Annotated in this window: 19 protein-coding genes and 4 tRNA genes; 7 read left to right on the forward strand and 16 right to left on the reverse strand. The window is 30.0% G+C overall.

The genetic code is table 11. The features are described 5' to 3' along the window. Positions 1-7 precede the first annotated feature (7 nt). From BLV71_RS01600 to BLV71_RS01610, 3 genes are all read right to left on the reverse strand, one after another. Positions 8-631 (reverse strand): hypothetical protein, encoded by a 624-nt coding sequence (locus BLV71_RS01600; RefSeq protein ID WP_093869213.1) that lies wholly within the window; start codon positions 629-631, stop codon positions 8-10. A 16-nt stretch (positions 632-647) separates the two neighbouring features. Next, entirely contained in the window at positions 648-1,067 is a 420-nt protein-coding gene (locus BLV71_RS01605) for a DUF2141 domain-containing protein (protein WP_093868853.1), read from the reverse strand. Between the two features lie 106 nt (positions 1,068-1,173). Continuing rightward, on the reverse strand, positions 1,174-3,333 hold the full coding sequence (locus BLV71_RS01610; protein WP_093869214.1) for a TonB-dependent receptor: 2,160 nt from the start codon (positions 3,331-3,333) through the stop codon (positions 1,174-1,176). Positions 3,334-3,550: 217 nt separating this feature from the next. On the opposite strand from BLV71_RS01610, the gene pdxH reads away from it, so the two are divergent. From pdxH to BLV71_RS18965, 4 genes are all read left to right on the forward strand, one after another. Next, entirely contained in the window at positions 3,551-4,198 is a 648-nt protein-coding gene (pdxH, locus tag BLV71_RS01615; RefSeq protein WP_093868854.1) for a pyridoxamine 5'-phosphate oxidase, read from the forward strand. Between the two features lie 31 nt (positions 4,199-4,229). Further along, positions 4,230-4,718: a SixA phosphatase family protein gene (locus tag BLV71_RS01620; protein ID WP_093868855.1), complete on the forward strand. Its 489-nt coding sequence runs from the start codon at positions 4,230-4,232 to the stop codon at positions 4,716-4,718. Positions 4,719-4,727: 9 nt separating this feature from the next. Further along, on the forward strand, positions 4,728-5,624 hold the full coding sequence (locus BLV71_RS01625) for a Ppx/GppA phosphatase family protein (RefSeq protein ID WP_093868856.1): 897 nt from the start codon (positions 4,728-4,730) through the stop codon (positions 5,622-5,624). A 122-nt stretch (positions 5,625-5,746) separates the two neighbouring features. Then, positions 5,747-7,834: an OmpA family protein gene (locus BLV71_RS18965; RefSeq protein WP_093868857.1), complete on the forward strand. Its 2,088-nt coding sequence runs from the start codon at positions 5,747-5,749 to the stop codon at positions 7,832-7,834. 68 nt (positions 7,835-7,902) lie between these two features. On the opposite strand, the gene BLV71_RS01635 is transcribed toward BLV71_RS18965, so the two are convergent. From BLV71_RS01635 to BLV71_RS01645, 3 genes are all read right to left on the reverse strand, one after another. Beyond that, complete coding sequence (locus BLV71_RS01635) at positions 7,903-8,190, reverse strand: YciI family protein (RefSeq protein ID WP_093868858.1); 288 nt, start codon at positions 8,188-8,190, stop codon at positions 7,903-7,905. Between the two features lie 9 nt (positions 8,191-8,199). Beyond that, positions 8,200-8,526 (reverse strand): winged helix-turn-helix transcriptional regulator, encoded by a 327-nt coding sequence (locus BLV71_RS01640; RefSeq protein ID WP_093868859.1) that lies wholly within the window; start codon positions 8,524-8,526, stop codon positions 8,200-8,202. 117 nt (positions 8,527-8,643) lie between these two features. Further along, positions 8,644-10,092, reverse strand: coding sequence for a DUF389 domain-containing protein (locus tag BLV71_RS01645; protein WP_093868860.1), 1,449 nt, complete (start codon positions 10,090-10,092; stop codon positions 8,644-8,646). 200 nt (positions 10,093-10,292) lie between these two features. Here BLV71_RS01645 and BLV71_RS01650 point away from each other — a divergent pair, with 200 nt between their 5' ends. Continuing rightward, on the forward strand, positions 10,293-10,673 hold the full coding sequence (locus BLV71_RS01650; RefSeq protein ID WP_093868861.1) for a MerC domain-containing protein: 381 nt from the start codon (positions 10,293-10,295) through the stop codon (positions 10,671-10,673). Between the two features lie 91 nt (positions 10,674-10,764). Here the strand turns inward: BLV71_RS01650 and BLV71_RS01655 are convergent, their stop codons facing one another. Further along, entirely contained in the window at positions 10,765-11,880 is a 1,116-nt protein-coding gene (locus tag BLV71_RS01655) for a C1 family peptidase (RefSeq protein WP_093868862.1), read from the reverse strand. Positions 11,881-11,970: 90 nt separating this feature from the next. After that, positions 11,971-14,376, reverse strand: coding sequence for a TonB-dependent receptor (locus BLV71_RS01660; protein WP_093868863.1), 2,406 nt, complete (start codon positions 14,374-14,376; stop codon positions 11,971-11,973). 406 nt (positions 14,377-14,782) lie between these two features. Here BLV71_RS01660 and BLV71_RS01665 point away from each other — a divergent pair, with 406 nt between their 5' ends. Then, the gene (locus BLV71_RS01665; RefSeq protein WP_093868864.1) at positions 14,783-16,930 is read left to right on the forward strand and encodes a C10 family peptidase; all 2,148 of its coding nucleotides are present in this window, start codon (positions 14,783-14,785) and stop codon (positions 16,928-16,930) included. 121 nt (positions 16,931-17,051) lie between these two features. On the opposite strand, the gene BLV71_RS01670 is transcribed toward BLV71_RS01665, so the two are convergent. From BLV71_RS01670 to BLV71_RS01695, 6 genes are all read right to left on the reverse strand, one after another. Next, a tRNA-Tyr gene (locus tag BLV71_RS01670) sits at positions 17,052-17,134 on the reverse strand. Positions 17,135-17,171: 37 nt separating this feature from the next. Beyond that, positions 17,172-17,244: transfer RNA gene (locus BLV71_RS01675), tRNA-Lys, on the reverse strand. A 236-nt stretch (positions 17,245-17,480) separates the two neighbouring features. Beyond that, positions 17,481-17,563: transfer RNA gene (locus BLV71_RS01680), tRNA-Tyr, on the reverse strand. Between the two features lie 40 nt (positions 17,564-17,603). After that, positions 17,604-17,676 (reverse strand) — tRNA-Lys (locus BLV71_RS01685). 133 nt (positions 17,677-17,809) lie between these two features. Then, positions 17,810-18,574, reverse strand: a complete 765-nt coding sequence (locus BLV71_RS01690; RefSeq protein ID WP_093868865.1) for an ABC transporter ATP-binding protein — start codon at positions 18,572-18,574, stop codon at positions 17,810-17,812. A 1-nt stretch (position 18,575) separates the two neighbouring features. Then, entirely contained in the window at positions 18,576-19,316 is a 741-nt protein-coding gene (locus BLV71_RS01695) for an MlaE family ABC transporter permease (protein WP_093868866.1), read from the reverse strand. Between the two features lie 116 nt (positions 19,317-19,432). On the opposite strand from BLV71_RS01695, the gene pafA reads away from it, so the two are divergent. Further along, positions 19,433-21,073: an alkaline phosphatase PafA gene (gene pafA / locus BLV71_RS01700; RefSeq protein ID WP_093868867.1), complete on the forward strand. Its 1,641-nt coding sequence runs from the start codon at positions 19,433-19,435 to the stop codon at positions 21,071-21,073. 40 nt (positions 21,074-21,113) lie between these two features. Here pafA and BLV71_RS01705 read toward each other — a convergent pair whose 3' ends face one another. Then, a complete protein-coding gene (locus BLV71_RS01705) occupies positions 21,114-21,269 on the reverse strand; it encodes a YqaE/Pmp3 family membrane protein (RefSeq protein ID WP_093868868.1) in 156 nt (51 codons plus the stop codon). A gap of 106 nt (positions 21,270-21,375) precedes the next feature. Continuing rightward, complete coding sequence (locus BLV71_RS01710) at positions 21,376-21,792, reverse strand: hypothetical protein (RefSeq protein ID WP_093868869.1); 417 nt, start codon at positions 21,790-21,792, stop codon at positions 21,376-21,378. Positions 21,793-21,838 lie beyond the last annotated feature (46 nt).

Consider the following 21,838-nt stretch of genomic DNA (forward strand, 5'->3'; position numbering starts at 1 on the left):
CTTTTTTTTATTTTACTTTACACTTTTTCATTACTTGTTTGGCTCTTTTTTCTCCCCATCGTGGATGAAATTTTTCTGGATTATCCGTTTTAAATAGTGTAAGTGATTTTTCTACGTCTTTACAATATGGCTCAATCGATGTTCCAAAAAACTGTGCGCTTCCCATATTCCATTCAGCTTTTCCTAAAATTACTCTAGGATTATTAGGCGCTAATTTTTCTGCCTCAGCATATAAATTTGTATTCTTCATTGATAATGTCATCCCATATTTTTGTCCATCAAAAGCTATATAAGCTGTATTTAATAAAGCTTGTGTTATCATAATTTCTGGATTCTTTTCTGATAAAGATTTTGCTTCATCTAAAAACTCTTGTGCTTTTTTTAATTTTGCTTCTAATTTTGCTTCGTCCTTTAACCCAAAACTCCCCAATATTTCTATAGTAGCAACATAAAAAGGAGGTAACCAATTTTCTTTTTCTACTTTTGAAATTCGTTCAAATAATTGAGATGCTTCAGTATTTTTTTTAGCTTCCCATAACTCAAAAGCTTTTCCCATTCCTTTTTCATACTGACTTTGAGCTATCATATTCATTGAAAATAAAACTGCTACTATTGCTATAACTTTTTTCATTTTTATATCTGTGGTTTTAATTAATTTTAATTTGAATAATACTATTTTCTTTAACTTCGAATTTTGCATCCTTATATTTAGGCGGCCCCATAAAACCTTTTGCGTTATTTGAAGTTCCTGTTGGTTCTTTTGGAATTCCAAATATTCTGGTATCCATTTTTTTATTATCATTCTCATCATGAAATGATGAAATTGCATAAACTCCTGGTAAAACCCCTTCAAAAACAACTTTCGCTTTTTTGTTTTTAATTTCCCCTATTTTTCTTTTGTAAGGTCTTTTTAAAAAATTAGCTTCTTTATTATACAAAGCAACAAACAAACTTCCTTTATTAGATTTCATTCCCGTAAACTCAACTGTTATGGTATATTTCTCTTGTGCTAATGAGGTTAGTATTCCACTTAAGAAAATTACTATGATTATTACTGTTTTTTGCATGATTAATTAGTTTTAGTTCTTAATTTCTATTCAAATATCTATAGTAACTTATTCATATCATTAAAAAACAAACTGAGTTGTTATATTATATGACTGAATTGTAAGATTATAGATTATTTAACTGGTTATCTTTCTTATTATCACTTATTGTCCAGAAGAAACCGACGAAGAAAAACCTATCTACCGAAGGAATAATAGCCTGTCTATCAAAAACTCCATTTACATTAGGCGTATTTTTATAATTATAGCCAAATATGTTTTGAGTACCTAAAACGTTATTTACAGAAAAGTATACTATTTTTTGCTGGCTAATTAAATATGCCCAATTAAAACTTACTGAATTATAGTTAATTGTTTTATCATTTAAAAAGCCACTTTTATTTGGGTTAGTGTAGTTTCTTCCAGAAGCAAAATTGTAACTCAAGCCTAATTGACTTTTCCAATCTTTTACAAAATGCTTAGCTACAATAGACATGTTATGTGAAGAAGCAAAACCTGGAGTAGCCTTTGTAGGATAGTTTTTATAATCTCTTTCCGTATCTAAATATGAGTATGACACCCAATACTCTGTATTTTTTATGGTTTTCCCATCTCTCCAAAACACATCTATTCCTTTAGCGTATCCACTTCCTTCATTATTAAATTTAGACATTGGTAATGCTATTTGTGTATCATATTTCACTAAATTATCATACTCTTTATAATAACCTTCAATTCTAAATATTTTCTTATCCTTAACATATTGATAATTTGCAATAAGATGCGAAGCTTCTTGAGCTTTTAAATTATCAGAAAACTTTAAATAATCATTATTAGGATTTTGATAAAATTGTCCATAGGCAAGTGAAACTTGAGCATCCTTACCTGTTTTGTATGCTAATGAAACTCTAGGTGAAACAGTAAATTGATTTAAAAACTCAGAATTCTCAAAACGAACACCAATTTTCGAGGCTAATTTTTTTGAAAAGAAAATATCAGTTTCTGCAAAAACACTAGCTATATCATTTTTAAATTTATACTTATAGTTCCCTGTGTTATTTCCTATATAATTTTCATTAAAGTGTGTAAATAAATATTCAGCTCCGAAATTTAATTTAAATCTATTTGATACTTTTTTTTGTAGTTTTATTTTAGCATGAATAGAGTTTTCTTCATCTTTTACAACATCATCTAGTATTCCTAAATTTGAAAAATCATTAGTAAAACTGAATCCTCCAGAAATTTTCCAATTATTATCTAACCTTTCTTTATAAGAACCATTAAAATATAAATTTCTATTTCTAAGTCCAAAATGAAATCCATCAACATAATTAATATCTTCCTGAATCATATCGAAATCAGTGTAACTAAAAGCTCCATATAACTTCAATATTCCATCTTCATTAGGTTTATAACGATACACCATTTCTCCACTTGCTGCTTGCACTGGTTTATTCCATGTATTTCTGTCTGGAAACAATTTTTGATACGGTGCTAAATTTATATAAGATGCGTTTATACTTAATGAATTCTTACCCCATATTTGAGTATTTCCTATACCTCCTCCAACTGTCATAATAGATATATCTGTTTTTTCTTGAGTAGGCTCATCAATAGTACTCATTGTCAAAACACTAGATAAAGCTTGTCCATACTCAGCAGAATATCCACCAGTTGAAAAAGAAAATCCTTTAAACAAAAATGGAGAAAATCTTCCCCTAGTAGGTATATTTCTTGCTGATGGCGCATAAGGTGTAAACACTCGAATACCATCAACAAAAATTTGTGTTTCCCCAGCATCTCCACCTCTAACAAACAAACGTCCATCTTCATCTACTGTTGAAGTACCAGGTAATGTTTGAATAGCACCTACAAAATCACCCAAAGCACTAGCAGTAGTAACTACATCTAATGGCTTTAATGCTGTTACTTTTGCATTATCACCTGCTTCAAAAGTTCCTGCATTGATGGATACAGCATCTAATGTATTAACATCATCTTTTAATTTTATATGCAAATTTTTAAATGAAGATACATCTCCTATTTTTGAAAAAGATTCAAAAGAGATAAATGATACTAATAATTTCTTTACGCCTTTTTCTGAAGTTCTAAATTTAAACTCTCCATTTTCATCTGACGAAGTACCATCATAGGTTCCTTCTAAATATATATTCGCTCCTAAAATAGGTTCACCTTTTGTGTCAGTTACTTTACCTGAAATAACTGTTTGTGCATTCATTGATAAATGTACTAACACAAAAACTATAATTATTAAAACTTGTTTCATTTTATATATTGCTATTATTAATTGATTTTCACGGTTCAAAAATGCAATTGATTTATATCCTTTTCTAAAAAGAGCTACTCAACTGTATTTTTTTTATGATGAATTGTAACTCTGCAAAAATAGACTTGACCCTTCATTATTCATTTAACATTTCTTGCTATCAAGTTTACAAATCTTGCTAAAAATTGTACCTTTACTCCAACAATTAAAGCTAACAATGGCACACGATTTAAGTAATCATAGAAAGTCTTACGAAAAACAAGAACTCCTTGAAATAAATTGTCCTGAAAACCCAATTGAACTTTTTAGAAATTGGTTTTTAACAGCAGATAACTCTGAAATGGTTGATGAAGCAAACGCTATGACTATTTCATCTATAGGGCAAGATGGTTTTCCAAAAAGTAGAATTGTTTTGTTAAAAAAATATACTTGGGAAGGCTTTATCTTTTATACTAATTATAATTCTGAAAAAGGGAAAGCTATTATAAATAACAATCATGTTTGCTTGTCTTTTTTTTGGTCAGGTTTAGAACAGCAGATAATAATAAAAGGTACTGCTAATAAGTTAGCTTCTAATTTATCTGATGGCTATTTTGAATCTAGGCCAGATGGTAGTAAATTAGGTGCTTGGGCATCAAACCAAAGTGAAGTAGTTACTTCTAGGAAAGAGTTAGACAATAACTTAACTTCTTATGAAGCAAAATTTAAAAATCAAGAAATTCCAAGGCCAAAACATTGGGGTGGTTTTATTGTTAAACCTATTTCTATTGAATTTTGGCAAGGTCGTCCTAACAGGATGCATGACAGAATTAGATATTCTTTACAAAAAGATTTTTCTTGGAAACTTGAACGTTTAGCTCCATAGTTTTATATTTACATATTGTTTAAAAAATTAAATGAAGACAATTTACATCGTTCGTCACGCTAAATCTTCATGGAAGTATGATAGCGTTAAAGATATTGACAGACCACTAAAAGAACGTGGTATTAATGATGCACATTTGCTATCGAAATATTTAGCCAAAGAAATACAAAAGCCAGATGTTTTTGTTTCAAGTAGTGCTAACAGGGCGTTACACACAGCTGTTATTTTTTGTGAAAACTTTAGTTATCCATTATCTAACTTGCAAATAAAACGTCAGCTTTATAGTTTTAGTGATGGTTATTTAGTAAAAACTGTGAAAGCTTTAGATGATAGTTTTAATAGCGCCATTATATTTAGTCATGATCATGGTATAAATACTTTTGTAAATAAATTCGGAAGTAAACCTATTGCACATGTAGCTACTTGCGGTGTTATAGGAATTGAATTCAATGAAAAGCACTGGAAAAACATAAAAAAAGGGAATACTATATTAGCAGAGTTTCCTAAAAATCATAGATAAAACTTACTGATTTTGAAAATAACAAAATACGGAGCTATTGATATAGGCTCAAATGCCGTAAGACTACTAGTTGCCAATGTAATTGAAGAGAATGATAAAGATCCTCAATTTAAAAAATCATCTTTGGTTCGTGTTCCAATACGTTTAGGAGCTGATGCTTTTGTATCTGGAACCATTTCAACCGAAAATACTAATAGAATTGTAGATGCCATGAAAGCTTTTAAGCTTATTATGAAAGTTCATGGTGTTGAAAAATATAAAGCTTGTGCTACTTCTGCCATGCGAGAAGCAACAAACGGTAAAGATGTTGCTAAAATGGTTTTAAAAGAAACTGATGTTGAAATTGACATCATTGATGGTAAAAAAGAAGCGGCTATAATATCTTCTACTGACTTAAATCAATTAATTGAATCAGACAGTACTTATTTATATGTTGATGTAGGTGGAGGTAGTACTGAATTTACCTTATTCTCAAGAGGTAAAATAGTTAACTCTAAATCTTTTAAAATAGGTACAGTTAGATTAATAAACAATAAAAAATCTGACAATAAAATTATCTTTAAAAAGGTTCAATACTGGATCGAAGAAAACACAAAAAACTACAAAAGAATTACTTTAATAGGTTCTGGAGGTAATATTAATAAAATATTCAAAATGTCTGGAAGAGAGCAAGGAAAACCGATTTCTTATATTTATCTTAATGCTCAATATCAGTTTTTAAAAAAAATGACCTATAAAGAACGAATTTCTGAATTAGGTCTTAATCCAGATAGAGCTGATGTAATTGTTCCTGCTACAAAAATCTACCTTTCTGCAATGAAATGGAGTGGAGCTAGAAAAATATTTGTTCCTAAAATAGGGCTTTCAGACGGGATAATTAAAAGCTTATACTTCAATAAATTGTAAAGTTTTTTAACATTTCTTTAACATTTGATAGAATTTGTTATATTTGTAATTATGTGACCTCTAACCCCTTGGCGTGTCATATTAAATGAAACTAAATAATCATTAACAAATTTTTATTAATTATGAAAAAATTATTGTTATCTGGAGCTTTATTTGCTTTTGGGTTATCTGCTTTTTCGCAAGATTTACCAACCAACGCCGAACCGGGGAAATGCTATGTTCGATGTAAAACTCCAGAAGTATGGAAAAATGAAGATGTTACTATTGAAATAGCACCTGCATATAAAAGAATTATTACGCACCCTGCAGAATACAAAACTATAACTGAAAGAGTTTTAGTTAATGTTGGAAGTCAAAAATTAACAATTGTTCCTGCTAAATACGAAACTAAAAACTTTTCAGTTGTTACGAAAGAAGCTAGTAAACGTATAGAAAAATCTTTATCTAGACCTTCTGTTGCTTCAGAAACCGTAGTTACCAAAGAAGCTTCTAGTCGTTTAGAAGTAATTCCTGCTAAATATGAAATGCGTGACGTAGTTGTTACAGTTAAAGAAGCTAGCAAGCGATTAAAAATTATTCCTGCTAAATATGAAATGCGTGATGTAGTTGTTACCATTGAAGAGGCTAGTCAACGCTTAGTAAAAATACCCGCAAAAACTAATATAGTAGAAGAAACCATTGTTGTAAAAGAAGCATCAAAACGCTTAGAAGTTGTTCCTGCTAAATATGAAATGCGTGACGTTGTTGTTACTGTAAAAGAAGCCGGAAAACGAGTAGAAATCGTTCCTGCTAAATACGAAATGAGAGACGTAGTAGTTACTATAAAAGAAGCTTCTAAACGTTTAGAAGTTATTCCTGCTGTTTACGGATCAGAAATTCTAAAATATCAGAGAAGAGAATACGGATCTAAATTAAGAGTTATTCCTGCTGCCTTTAATCAAGATAGTGAAGTTATAGAGCTAAGAGCAAAATCTGCCAGATGGCAAATGAGTGAAAAAGCTCCAGATTGTGAATCTTCAGACCCTAATGATTGTCGTTACTGGTGTTATAAAGAAGTACCTGCTCAATATCAAACAATAAGCAAAACTGTATTAGAAAAAGATGCATCTACCGTTAAAACACCTACTTGTAACGATAATAATGCAGGACCTAATGGATGTGGAGTAGCAACTTATTCTAAAAGAGTAGTTACCACACCGCCTAGTACTAGAACTATTGATATTCCTGCAGTTACTAAAATAGTAAAGAAAAGAGTAATGGTAACTCCACCTTCTACAAGAACTATTGAAATTCCAGCAGTTACAAAAATCATCAAAAAAAGAGTAATGGTAACTCCACCTTCTACGAGAACAATTGAAATTCCTGAAGTTACTCAAATTATTAAAAGAACTGTTATTACTCCAGAAACAACAAGAGTAATTGAAATACCAGCTAAAACAAAAATTATTAAGAAAAGAGTAATGACTACTCCTCCTAGCACAACAACAATTGAAATTCCTGCGGTTACTAAAATAATTAAAAAGAGAGTAATGACTACTCCTCCAACCACAAGAACAATTAAAATACCTGAAGTTACAACTACTGTAAAAAGAAGTATACCAGCTGTTACTACAACAAATACAATTGAAATACCAGAAGTAACAACTACAATGAGAAAAACTGTAATGACTTCTGCCCCATCTACAAGATTAATTAAAGGTGATGCAATTTATAAAACAATTAAGAAAACTGTTTTAGTTAAAGATGCTTGGGAAGAAGAAGTACAAGTAGCTGCTAAATACAAAACTATCACTAAAGAAGTTTTAGTTTCAAAAGGTGGATTAACATCATGGAAAGAAGTAGAATGTAAATTAGTTGAAAACACTCCTTTACCAATAAACTGGAACTTAGGTAGTGCTACTTTAACTTCAGGAGCTAAACTTATTATTGATGCAAGATTACTACCTATTTTAAAAGATGGTGTTGCTGTAGCTATTGAATCACACACAGATTCTAGAGGTACAAAAAAGAGTAATCAATCATTATCTGAAAGAAGAGCACAAGCAGTAGTTAATTACCTTATAGCTAAAGGAACTAATCCTAGTCAATTAACAGCAAATGGTTATGGCGAAAATAGATTAACCAATAGATGTTCTGATGGTGTTTCTTGTACAGAAAGAGAACATGCTTCAAACCGAAGAACAACATTTAGAGTTATTAACCAAAAATAAACTCTAGCTTACTACGAATACTCTAACAAAGTAATCAAAAATGAAAACCGAGCATTTAGCTCGGTTTTTTACTTTATAAATGAATTTAAATTCTGGCTACTCATTAATGGTGAAAACTCAATTAAATCGTATTCGGCTACTCTTTCTAATATTAATGGATCATTTTCTAAAATCATTACAAGCTCTTCTTTTGAGCACTCATTTGATACTACAACCCCTCCATTACGTGGAGTTTTTGGCCCTCCAATTATAAACTTTTCTTTTTCATACTGCTTAGCCACATAAGCCCTGTGTAATTCAGTATATTTGTTAACCTCTTCTAAAGGTTTTATAAAATTGAAATTAATTATAAACATGTTCTTTTGTTATTTAAATTTTTTTGACCATTGATTTGACCACTCTCTTAGAGGCTCAAACAAAACAAACAACTCTTCCCCAATAGTAGTTAATTTGTAACCTCCTACTATTTTTTCTATAATAAATGTGCTTTGCAATTCTTTCAACCTTGTATTTAAAGTTGTAGGAGAAATATCGGTACATAACTTCTCTAAATCACTAAATGATTTTGACGAATCATTTAAATGCCAAATAATACCCATTGTCCAATTCCTTCCTAATAAATCAAAAAGTGCCATAATTGGTTTTCCTGACTTTGAGCCTCTTACTGATTTTCCTGGTTTCGGTGTTTTCATATTTTTCAAAACTACAAATTATGTATCTCACTACAAAATTTGTAGTAAATATTTTTTAATTAATAAAAAAGGGAAGAAACATTCATTTCTTCCCTTTCATAATAAAGTTTATTTTTTCTATTTTTTAATTATAAGATTCTTAATTGATAACTCTTTTTGTAACCATCCTTTAAGTTCTTTTTCTTTTTTAGTAACTATTGAATCTGCTAATTTTTTATTCCATGAAATTGATATTTCAGGAATTGTATCTATCTTAATAAAATCTTTTGACACAAGTTTCTTTGAAAAACTCATTCCTGTAATTCCATTATACCTAATCTTAGCTTCTTTTATAATAGAACTAAATGGAACTGTATTTTTATCCCTATTAGTCGCATCTTGTTCTATTCTTTGATTTAAATTAGAAATTATTGACTTAAGATCGTCTATTTCTTTATGCAATCCTTTTATCACATTATCCTTTTCATCTAAGTCTGCAATAGCTCTGTCATAAGCATCCACTACTCTATCTACACTTCGAGCTTTGTTTTCATTTATTAAAAGCAAGTAGGAATCAATTTTGGGATATGTTTTTAATTCATTTCTTAAAAAAGTTTCCGTTGCATCTGTTATATCACCATTAAAAAATAAACTGATAGTTTTTGCGTCTCTATCTATATCTTCACGCTGTAACCATAAATCCTTATTATCATCAATTTTCTCTTTTAAAAACTTTTTATAATTTGCATTTATAATACTGTCTTGGTATACATTAATGAATGTAAAAACCGCAGGTATCATTACTAAAACTGCTATAAAAGATGCTAATCTAGCTATTCTTTTTCTTTTTACAGAATTCACATAACGTATCATTGTAAACCCAAGAAGCTTTAAAACAACAAAAGTTGCTAAGGCTATAAAAATAGTATTGATAGTAAAGAGATACATAGCCCCTAAAAAGAAATGGTATTTTCCTGTAGCCAATCCCCAACCAGCTGTACATAAAGGTGGCATTAATGCTGTAGCAATTGCTACACCAAATATTACTGAAGCTATTGTTCCTTTTTTTGTACGTGCAATAATTAATGCTAATCCACCAAAAAATGCTATTAACACATCACGTATATCAGGTTTTACTCTTCCTAACAATTCAGAAGTTTCTTCTTTTAAGGGAAAAATAGCAAAAAACAAAAATGCTGTTAATAAACTTAGAACAATCATAGTTGCTAAGTTTATCATTGATTTTTTAAGAGTATCAATATCATTAATAGCAATTGACATTCCAATTCCTAATATTGGTCCCATTAACGGAGATATTAACATGGCTCCAATTACTACAGCTGTTGAATTTGCATTTAATCCAATTGACGCAACAAATATGGAACATATTAAAATCCAAGCTGTAGCTCCCTTAAAAGGAATATCTCCTTTTATGGCTTCAATAGTAGCTTCTTGATCTGTATCATGACGAAAATCTAATAATTCAACAATAAATTTCTTCGAACTCACCCACAATCCTTTTGCATCATCCTGAACCGCTTGTTTTGATTGCTCAACTGACTCTTCACTATTCAGTTTTTCTTCCATAAATTTTTAATTTTTGTTAACTGTCGAAAGATACAAAATTCAATGATATACCATAGCATTCATCGTTACTTGCTTTCTAATTCTCATGTCCTTCACATGACTTCATAAATGTAATAAAAAAACATTAACGCAACTAAGTTGCGTTAATGTTTTTTTATTACATTTGCCTTTCATTTAATTAACAATCAAATTCAACACCAATGACCATATCAAAGAAAATAGATCTTATCGGATTTTTAATATCATTACTGTGTGCTATTCATTGTGGAATACTTCCAATATTATTAACTTTAGCCCCATTTAGTGGTTTAGCATTTATGGAATCACCGATTGTAGAAGGCCTAATAGTACTAGTTAGCTTATTTATTGCAATACTATCTTTATCACAAGGGTTTACTAAGCTTCATAAGAAAAAAACACCATTAATTACAGCTATTACTGGATTCACAATTATTTTTATTTGTCAAATATGGGCAAATGAACAACTAGAAACAGTATTAATGGTCACTGGTGCATCTGCAATTGCTTTAGCTCATTTAATAAATTGGAAGTTATGTGAAATCCACCATAAAAAATCTTAAATCTAAACTTATTAATTAGCAACTTAAAAACAAAACGCACCTTAAAAACCATAGATTTTAAGGTGCGTTTACTATTAAAATAAATAAGAATTTATTTTATATTTAATTTATTTTTCAAACTAGATGAAATTCCATCTTTATGTAATAAAACTGAAATTGTTTTCAATTTAAAATAAGAGATTGACATATATACATACCCTTGATTTCCTTGTTTATTTCCCCAAGAGTTTTTAACTTTAAAATAGGAATTTCCTTTTTGATCTTTTACAATACCTACAATATGCATTAAGTGATCGTCTGTAGTATTAAAATTTTCAAACTCAGACTGACGATATGAAGCTGTTATATTTTTTTCCTCAACTATTTCTTTCAATGCCTTTTTATTCTCTCCACTTATAGCTGGTACAACAGCAACACCCGCTTTAGACGAAAATGTTTTTTCAGAAACATCACAATCTAAAGCAACCGTATAACCATTTTTGATAGCTTCTTCAGTTACAGACACTAATTCATTTAAAGAGACATTATAAAACGCTCCATTTGAAAAGTTATCAGGAATATTTAATATAAATTTATCATATTTTTTAGCATGTTCAAAAGAACTCAAAGTAACATAATTTGCTGGATCTATTTTTACATACTCTGCAAACGTTTTAGGAGTATAATTTTTCCCTTCAAAAGAAAATTCTTCCTTATTTTTTCCTAAGTAAACATTTAAAACTCCTTCAACAGCTTGCTTCCACCTAGGACTTAATTTTCTTGCTGGATTTTTAATATATGCATCTAACATACTTTTAAGCACAGCAATTAACTCTGCATGGTTATGCTTATCTTGTCCTAAATCTAAACCTGTAAATGTTTGTTCAGGCACTAATCCTTTATCTGCAACCGAATTAATAACATCATGAGCTAAACCTCCCTCACTAAATTGAGCCTTACCCTGACGATATAGATAATTAACTGCTTTTGCTGAATAGGTATTACGAACAGTATACATTTCAGATAAATCGATTTGCTTACCTGTTAATCTTATAATTTCTGATTCTAAAAATGAAGTAGTAGAAAAACTCCAACAAGTTCCAGTTCTACCTTGACTTTTTACTTCTGTATTTTCAATATCTTTCACTGTTGTGAATTGATACTTTTGAGCTGTAATAGAGCTAATAGCTAGCAAGCAAAAAGAAGCTCCAATTAATAATTTTTTCATTTTAAAAAATTCTTTTTAGTTGGTTTGTTTGGCAATTTAATGTTTTTCTAAAAAGAACTGTAATAATTAAAACAATAATATATTTAAAAATTAAAAATCTACAATAACACCTATTCTTGGAATAGCTCTTCCTGATGAACTTTCTACTTCTTCTAATAAGTATCTTGAAGAATCACTTGGATCTGTTAATCGCTGACCATTTCCATCTTCCTGAGGTAGCAAAAAAGGTTGTCTGTCTGAAGAACTAGCATATACATTTTGTACATCCATGTATAAATTGATAGAATATCTTTTTAAATACCAAGTCTTATCAACACGAATATCTAACTGTGTATAAGTAGCATAACGCTCTTCATTTAAACGTGAAAAATCTAAAATACCTCCATTACTAACATCATAATTCGCTTTAACAGCTGATGTATTATAATCATAAGGAGTATATGGTCTTCCCCCAACTAACCTAAACTTGGTTCCTACTTCCCAATTCTTAGCCAACTTCTTTCCTGCAGTAATCGTTAATAAATGTTTATTATCCCAAGTTGACGGAATATATCTTCCTAAATTATTTTTAAACTCACTCCTTACAAAAGTATAAGCAGCGATACCATATAGTCCTTTATATGATTTTTTTTGAGCTAAAATTTCAAATCCGTAAGCTCTACCTTTAGAGTTAGAAACTACTTCTTCGTTACCAACTACTCCAAAATCTGCTCCAAGATTGGCTAAACTTATTTGGTCTCTAACCGAGAAAGGGTAATCTGAGTACCTCTTATAAAAACCTTCAAAGGTTAATTTTGAAGTTGTATTTGGCCTAAACTCAATACCAGTTACTGCATGTTGAGATTCAATATATTTTAACCCTCTTTTATTTACTAATTCATTCGCTTGATTCCTAAAACCTAGTACCGTGTAGGATGGTAATTGATTATAAATACCTAAAGAAGAGTTCCATGACCATTTTTCATTAAAGTTATACGTTGCAGCTATTCTTGGTGAAAATTGATTCAGTAAATTTTTCATTTCAGAATTATAATCTATACCATCAAATCTAAAACCAAGAGAAATTCCAAGTTTATTATTATAAAAAGATTTAGAAAACTGGCCAAAAATTCCATATTTGAAGAAATCAACACTTGATGAGAATTTTTTTTCTGCAACATTTTGTGTGTTTACTATTTTTTGAAATGTATTGTTCGAATAATTCGCTAACTCTAAATTCGCTCCTATATTAAAAGAATAGTTATCTTTCTTTACCGTATTTTCGAAACGAAACTTATTTTCTATTTCTTTAGAATTATAATCTAATAATAGATTTTCTGGTCTTTCTTGTTCGTCATTTAAAAAATACTTGACTGCTTTATTTTTCCATTCATTTCTACTGAATACAAATTGTTGTGTTGAATTTTCACCAAATCTTTTATAATTAACACCAACCGTATAATTCCATTGACTATTTACTGGAACAGTATTTAAAATAACTTTATTTCTTTTTAACGTTTCAACATCTGTAACACCATCGTTTACCTCTGTGTTTATTTTAAAATCATCAATTGCTCCTAAACCTATTATAGCTAACTCACTATTATCATTTAGCTTAGTTTTTATATTAAATTGAAAGTCATTATAGGTTGGTAAAAACGGAAGTTTAATCAATTTGAATAAAAACTGTAAATATGATTGACGCAATGAAACTATAAACGTTGTATTTTCTCCTAAAGGGCCGTCTAACGTAATTCCTGCATCTGAAGTACCTAAACTTGCTCTTGCATTTAACTCATTTGGATTTCCTGTTTTTTGTGTAAATTCAATAATAGAACTTAACGTATTCCCTCTGTTAGCAGGAAATGCACTTGAATAAAAATCTACCTTCCTTATTAAATCAGTATTCATTATACCAACTGGACCACCAGTTGCTCCTTGAGTTTGAAAGTGATTTATAACGGGAACTTCTATTCCATCAACATAAAATTTGTTTTCAGAAGTTGCTCCACCTCTAATTATTATATCATTTCTAAATCCTGGATTAGAAGCTACACCTGGAAAAGATTGTATTACTCGTAACACATCTCTATTTCCTCCAGGATTTTTTTCAATTTCTGCTACCCCTAATGATTGTAATGATAGTGGACTTTCTAATGTTTTTTTAAATAACTTAGTTTTAACTTCTACCTCAGCCAACTGTGTAGCGTCTTCAATCAATTCAATAACTATGTATGGTATTTTCTCTTTGGTAACTAAATAATCTTCAGAAACTACTGTTTTGTAACCAACAAATGAAACCTGAACTTGTTGATACCCCAACGGTGATTCTTTTATAATAAACTCTCCAGATTCGTTTGTTGTTCCTCCTTTTTGAGTTCCAGCTATTACAACATTTACAAAAGGAATTAACTCTCTCGTTTTAGAATCTATTACTTTACCCTTTATAACACCTAAGTCTTGAGCCTGAATAATAACTAATTGAAAAATTGCAATAAATACTAAAAACTTCTTCATGTGTAAATGTTTAATGTATGCAAATATACATATTGTTTATCTATTTTAGAAAAACATTAAACATTATTAAATTGTTAACTACATATAAAGCCCATAAAAAATCATTCAACCAATAATAATGGTACTACAATTTCTCTCCTTATAACCAAGATCTTTGAAAATATTCTTTTTTAAAAAAATTCACCTCGGAACTTGCTTAAACAAAAAATAGTAAAACAGTAATTTACTATCATTTTTTTTAACACATATCCAATAACTAGAATACTATTTTGCAATATTCAATTACCCCTACCCATAAACCCTTACCACACCTACACATAAACCCTATTCTTTAAATGGGAAAAACCCTTATTTCATAACAGTCTTTCATCATCTTATTTTGCCTGACAATTAAAAATAATATATAATGATTAAAAAAATTACATTGTTTACTATGGTGCTACTCTTTTGCTTTAAGAGTGCTTTTGCTGATCCTATTAATAAAAAGACAGCACTACTTGTTGCCAATAAATGGATTAACAAAAACCAACAAAAAAACGCTAAATCAGCACAAGAAAATGTAGCTTCAATTAAGGAAGTGTATTATGAAAATAGCTTAGTGTATTACTTAATAAACTTTAATAGTGGTGGATTTGTTATTGTTTCTGCTGATGATGCTACTAAACCTATTTTAGGCTATTCAGATAAAGGAACATTTGATACATCTTTGAATACACCACAAATGAAAGGTTTACTAAATGCGTATAAATCTTTTGTTTACGAAAGTGCCAAAGCACAAAAAGTAAATAGAAAAAAAGTTACTAAATCTGCATGGAATAAAATATTAAATCCATCTAAAAATAAAAGCCAAAAAAGAACTACAACCATTGCTCCTTTTATGGATGATATTTTATACACACAATCTAGTGGTTTTGAAAGATTTTGTCCAAGTGACAACGACGGACAAGCCATAGTTGGTTGTGTTGCTACCGCTATGTCTCAAGTAATGAGGTATTGGGAGTTTCCAAGCACAGGAAGAGGGCAAACATCTTATAACCATAGAAAATATGGTAATTTAAGTGTAAACTTTGAAGAGCAAACTTACGATTGGAGTAACATGTCTAAAACTAGAGCAGATAATGAAAACGCTAAGTTATCATATCATGCTGGAGTTGCAGTTAAAATGAATTATGGAACATCTGCTAACGGAGGTTCGGGTGCGTATACTTCAAATGCTTTAAGTGCTTTGAAAAGAAACTTCAAGTACAACAGTGGAGCTTCAATGGTATATAGATATCGTTATTCTGACCAAGAATGGAATACTCTGATAAAAGAACAACTTAACGAAAAAAGGCCAGTTTTATATTCAGGTAGAAGCAAAAACCTTCAAGATCCTAATGCTGGTGGTGCTGGACATTTATTTGCTTTAGATGGATACGACACAACTGATCAAGGTGATTTTTTTCATATTAACTGGGGATGGGCTGGTAGAAGTAACGGCTATTTTTACTTAACTGAAATGGTTACACATGGAGGCAAATACAACTGGATAGATAATAATGCAGTTATGCTTAATTTATACCCAACAAACCTTGCTCCAGTATTTAAATCTGAACCAATTACATTCATTGATATTGATAAACCATATCAGTATGAAATTACCACCATCGATGAAAATAAGAAAGACATCATTAAAATATCTTTAAAAAATGCTCCTTCTTGGTTGAATCTTACATTAAAAAACAATGTGTATACATTAGAAGGAACTCCTTCAAATGCAAACTCAGGAGAAGCTAAAATTACATTAGAAGCTACAGACGGTACTAATACTACAACACAAATTTTTACAATTACTGTAGGAAAAAACAAAAGCTATTGTGAATCAAAAGGTAACCGAATAAAATACGAATGGATAGATCTTGTTTCTTTTGGAGACTTAACAAATACTACTGGTGCAAATGGTGGGTATGCAGATTTCACTAATCAAGTTGCAACTATTACAGCTGGAAGCACAAATGACCTAACTATTAGTGCTGCTTTTAGCGGAAGCTCATACAAGGAGTATTTTAGTGTTTGGATAGATTATAATCAAAACGGAAGTTTTGAAGACAACGAAAGAGTTGTAAATACATCTACTACAAATAACACAAATATAGTTACTAGTATTAAAGTACCTGGTGATGTAAAACTTGGATCAACTAGAATGCGAGTTTCTATGAAATATAAATACACTCAAACTCCTTGCGAATCTTTTGATGATGGTGAAGTTGAAGACTATACTGTTAACATAGTTCAAACTTCAGCTCGTAAAAGCAACAAAAATACAGCAAGCAATAGCGTTTTAATAGATTTACAACTGTACCCAAACCCAACTAGTAAAACTTTAAACATTAGAACTGATAAGGTTCTTAAAAACGCACATTATAAAATTATTGATGCTAATGGAAAAACTGTTGATGAAAATTCATTTTCTCCATCAATCAATATTGAAAATTTAAAAACAGGAGTATACTTTATTAAAATGTTTGATAAAAATATTAAATACTCGAAATCGTTTATAAAATCTAGAGAATAGTATTTCTAGTTTATTGTTATAATTAATTAAATGCTTAGCCCCTTTAGATTTTAAAATCTAAGGGGTTTTTATTATTAAAATAACTAACAAAAAAAACCTCAATCGATATGATTGAGGTTTGTGGGGAGAGCAGGATTCGAACCTGCGAAGTCGTAAGACAACGGAGTTACAGTCCGTCCCATTTGGCCGCTCTGGAATCTCCCCTCATGTAAAAAAAACACTCCTATATAAGGAAGTTTTGTGACCGGGCTGGGGCTCGAACCCAGGACCCTCTCCTTAAAAGGGAGATGCTCTACCAACTGAGCTACCAGGTCATTATTCCGCAAATGCATGTCTGCGATTGCGGGTGCAAATATAGAATGTTTTATTAATTATACAAACTTTTTTTTATCAATTATTTCCAAAAAAAAACAACTAGGAAAACACTTTCTTACGATACTAGATAACATCGAAAATAAAACACTTATAATCAAACATTAAGAAATATTAAAAGCCATTCGATAATTTTTTGACAAACAAAAAAAACCTCAATCGGTATGATTGAGGTTTGTGGGGAGAGCAGGATTCGAACCTGCGAAGTCGTAAGACAACGGAGTTACAGTCCGTCCCATTTGGCCGCTCTGGAATCTCCCCTCATAAAAAAAGCTTCTCGTTTATAAACAAGAAGCTTTTGTGACCGGGCTGGGGCTCGAACCCAGGACCCTCTCCTTAAAAGGGAGATGCTCTACCAACTGAGCTACCAGGTCATTTTTGCTTTTCACTTTTCCGTGTTTGCGGGTGCAAATATACAACCTTCTATTTGTTCTGCAAGTTTTTTTACTGTTTATTTTTAATAAAAAACAAAACAAACTCACATCAACCTAAAGAAGAAGGAGTTACCTACAAATCATTTAAATAAGCTTTCCTTACTTTTTTGAATAACTCAGACGAATACACGAAGTTTACTACAGCTTCATTATCTGTTTTAAATATTTCTTTACTGGTTCCTTCCCATGCTTTTCTTCCATCTTTAAGAAAAACTATCTTTTCACCAATCTCCATAACCGAATTCATATCATGCGTATTAATAACTGTTGTTATCATATATTCATCTGTAATCTCTTGAATAAGATTATCAATTACAATAGCCGTTTTAGGATCTAAACCTGAATTAGGTTCATCGCAAAACAAATATTTAGGGTTCATAACAATTGCTCTCGCAATAGCAACCCTTTTTTGCATTCCTCCAGATAACTCAGCAGGGAATTTTTTATTTGAGTTTTCTAGATCAACTCTTTTTAATACAAAATTTACCCTATCTAACATTTCCGAATCAGGTTGCTTTGTAAACATTTTTAAAGGAAACATTATATTTTCTTCTACAGTTTGTGAATCGAACAAAGCACTCCCTTGAAAAACCATTCCTACTTCTTGTCGAAATTGCCTTTTATCTTCAATGGTCATTTCTGTATTTATTCTACCATCATATAAAATACTTCCTTTTTCAGGTGTATGCAAACCTACAAGCGATTTTAAAAACACCGTTTTTCCAGATCCACTTTGTCCAATAATCAAACTTGTTTCTCCAGGATGAAAAGTTGCTGAAATACCTTTTAAAACTTTAACTTCCTTAAATCCTTTATGTAAATCTTTTACTTCTATCATATTAAGTCAATAGCATTTGAGTTAAAAAATAATTAGCTATTACTATAACAACTATAGTCCAAACTACTGATTGTGTACTTGCTTTTCCTACCTCTAGTGAACCTCCTTTAACAAAATACCCCTGATATGAAGGTATTGTAGCTATTAAAAAAGCAAAAATCACTGTTTTTATTAAAGCGTACGTTATTAAAAAAGGGTCAAATTCCATTTGTATTCCCTCAATAAAATCTGCTCCAGAGAATAATCCTGATAAAACTCCTGTTACCCATCCACCGAAAATGCCTAAAAACATTCCTAACACTATAAGAAAAGGGTAAAAAAATACAGTTGCTATAATTTTAGGCAGTACTAAATAGTTAAGGGAATTTATTCCCATTACTTCAAGCGCATCTATTTGCTCTGTCACTCTCATAGTTCCTATACTAGAAGTTATATATGAACCTACTTTTCCAGCTAAAATGATAGAACAAAATGTAGGTGCAAATTCTAAAATCACCGATCTTTTTGCCGCAAAACCAATTAAACTCTTTGGTATAAATGGGTTTTCTAAATTTAATGCAGTTTGTAATGCTATAACTCCTCCTATAAAAAATGAAATAAACGCTATAATCCCAATTGATTTATGCCCAAGTTCTTCTATCTCTCTAAATAAAGCTTCTTTAAATACTCTAGCTCTTTGAGGTCTTTTAAAAACTTGTTTTAGCATTATAAAATACTTTCCTACATGCTCTATATAATTCATTAATTGATATTAATTTTTCTTTTGCTAAAGTATAAAAAACCATTAACTCTATCCCTACTTATATGCTTAAGCTTTCTTTTTTAATTACCTTTGGTTCTTCATAATTATTTTTTAAAATGAAAAAAAATCTTATTCTCTTATTTGCTTTTTTATTGACTATAATGGCCTTTAAACCAGCAACAAAAAAAAATGATAAAAAACCAAAACTTGTAGTTGGTGTTGTTATTGATCAAATGAGGTATGATTACCTTATCAGATTTTCAAAAAAATATGGTAATGATGGTTTTAAACGCTTATTACGTGAAGGGTTTTCACTTGAAAATGCTCATTATAACTACATTCCTACTTATACTGCCGTAGGACATACTTCTATTTACACAGGTACTACTCCTATAAATCATGGTATTATTGGTAATCATTGGTATGATAAATATTTAAAAAAATCTATTTATTGTGTTACTGACAAGAATTATAAAACAGTTGGTAACAATGGTATGGACGGAGAAAAATCTCCATACAGAATGGTCACTTCTACTATTACAGATCAATTACGTTTAGCTCAAAACATGAATGGAAAAACCATTGGTATAGCAATTAAAGATCGTTCAGCTATTTTACCTGCTGGTCATACAGCTAATGCTGCTTATTGGTTTGATGGTGGTAAAAATGGACAATGGATATCTTCTACTTTTTACATGGATAATTTACCTAAATGGGTAAAACGTTTTAATAATTTAAAAAAAGCTGATGAGTATTTAAGTAAGCCATGGAATACGCTATATGATATTAACACCTACACTGAAAGTATAGCTGACGATAATAACTTTGAAGCTACTTTTAAAGGTGAAGCTAAACCTGTTTTTCCTCATGACATTCCTAACTTAAGGGCTAAGAACAATAATTATAGTATTTTAAAAGCAATTCCTGCGGGAAACTCTTTTACTACAGATTTTGCTAAAGCTGCAATTATTGGAGAAAATTTAGGAAAATCTAATTATACAGATTTCTTAGCAGTTAGTTATTCTTCAACCGATTATGTTGGCCATCAATTTGGCGTTGCTTCAAAAGAAATAGAAGACACTTATTTACGTTTGGATAAAGACTTAGCAAGTTTATTTAAATTTTTAGATACTGAGGTAGGAAAAGGGAATTACACTCTTTTTTTAACTGCTGATCATGCTGCAACAGAAGTTCCTTCTTATTTAAAATCTGTAAAAATTCCTGCAGGCTACATAAAACCTGTTAAATTTTTAAATTTTCTAAAGAAAGTAACTAACAACTATTTTAAGTCTGATGAGTTAATTGAAAATATTTCAAATTTTCAAATTTTCTTAAATAAAGAAAAAATCAATGAACTAAAATTAGATTATGAAAAAGTAGCTCAGACTATAGCAAATGAAGCTATAAATTATAAAGGGATTTATAAAGCTGTAACTGCTAAAACTATGCAGAATACTAATTTTACTAATGGGATTTTAAATTCTTTACAAAATGGGTATAATCAAAAATATTCAGGTGATGTATTATTAGTACCAAACCCTTCAACTATTGTATATCCTAAAAAAGGAACTACTCATGGATCGGGATATTCATATGATACTCACGTACCTATTATTTTTTACGGAAAAGGGATTAAACAGGGAAGTTCAAAAAGAAAATATGAAATTATAGATATTGCACCTACTCTATCTAATTTATTACAGATAGAATTTCCGAATGGAAATACAGGTAAAGTGATTCATGAAATTTTAAATTAAAAATAAAAAAGGCGCTAATTAGCGCCTTTTTTATTTTTAATTAATTCGGTTTGTTCAAAATTACCAATGCTCCAATTACGCCAGGAACCCAACCACAAAGGGTTAGTAAAAATACAATAACAACAGAACCACATCCTTTTCCTAGTACTGACAAAGGCGGAAAAAATATTGCCAGTAAGACTCTTAATAAACTCATAGTTAATCTAATTCTTTATTATAAAGACGTCTTTTATTAAATTTTGTTACACAAAAAAGCAATGAATTAAATATTTAATTCATTGCTTTTTATATTTTAATCTAAATTACTGTGCTTTTTTTGTTATGCATAAATCATAACCATACCCATTTCTATTATGTACCCTTATATCTTCAAAAACAATATTTTGTAACTTTTTAATCATTACTCTAATTTGAATCTCTCCTTCTCCAAAAACACTATCTTTTACTTTTAAAAAAGTTTCAAAACCTCTTTTAACATTAAATTTTTCTTGCATAGAAAAGTTTTCATAGGCCATAATTCCTTTAGAAGTATACTCTAATTCTCCATTTACATTTCGGAATTCAATTTTTACATTATTCTCACTTTTACTTTTTACGATAACTTCATATGTAACTTCATACTCATTTTCTTCAGGTAAATCATTGCTTTTACTACATGATAAAAACAATATACAAAAGATTACAAATGTTAACTTATGTAAAAAACTAACTAACTTCATATATTTAATTATTAATTGTATCTGTAACACCTTTTATAGTACTACA

Origin of the sequence: Tenacibaculum sp. MAR_2010_89 (assembly GCF_900105985.1) — a bacterium.
Lineage (GTDB): Bacteria > Bacteroidota > Bacteroidia > Flavobacteriales > Flavobacteriaceae > Polaribacter > Polaribacter halocynthiae.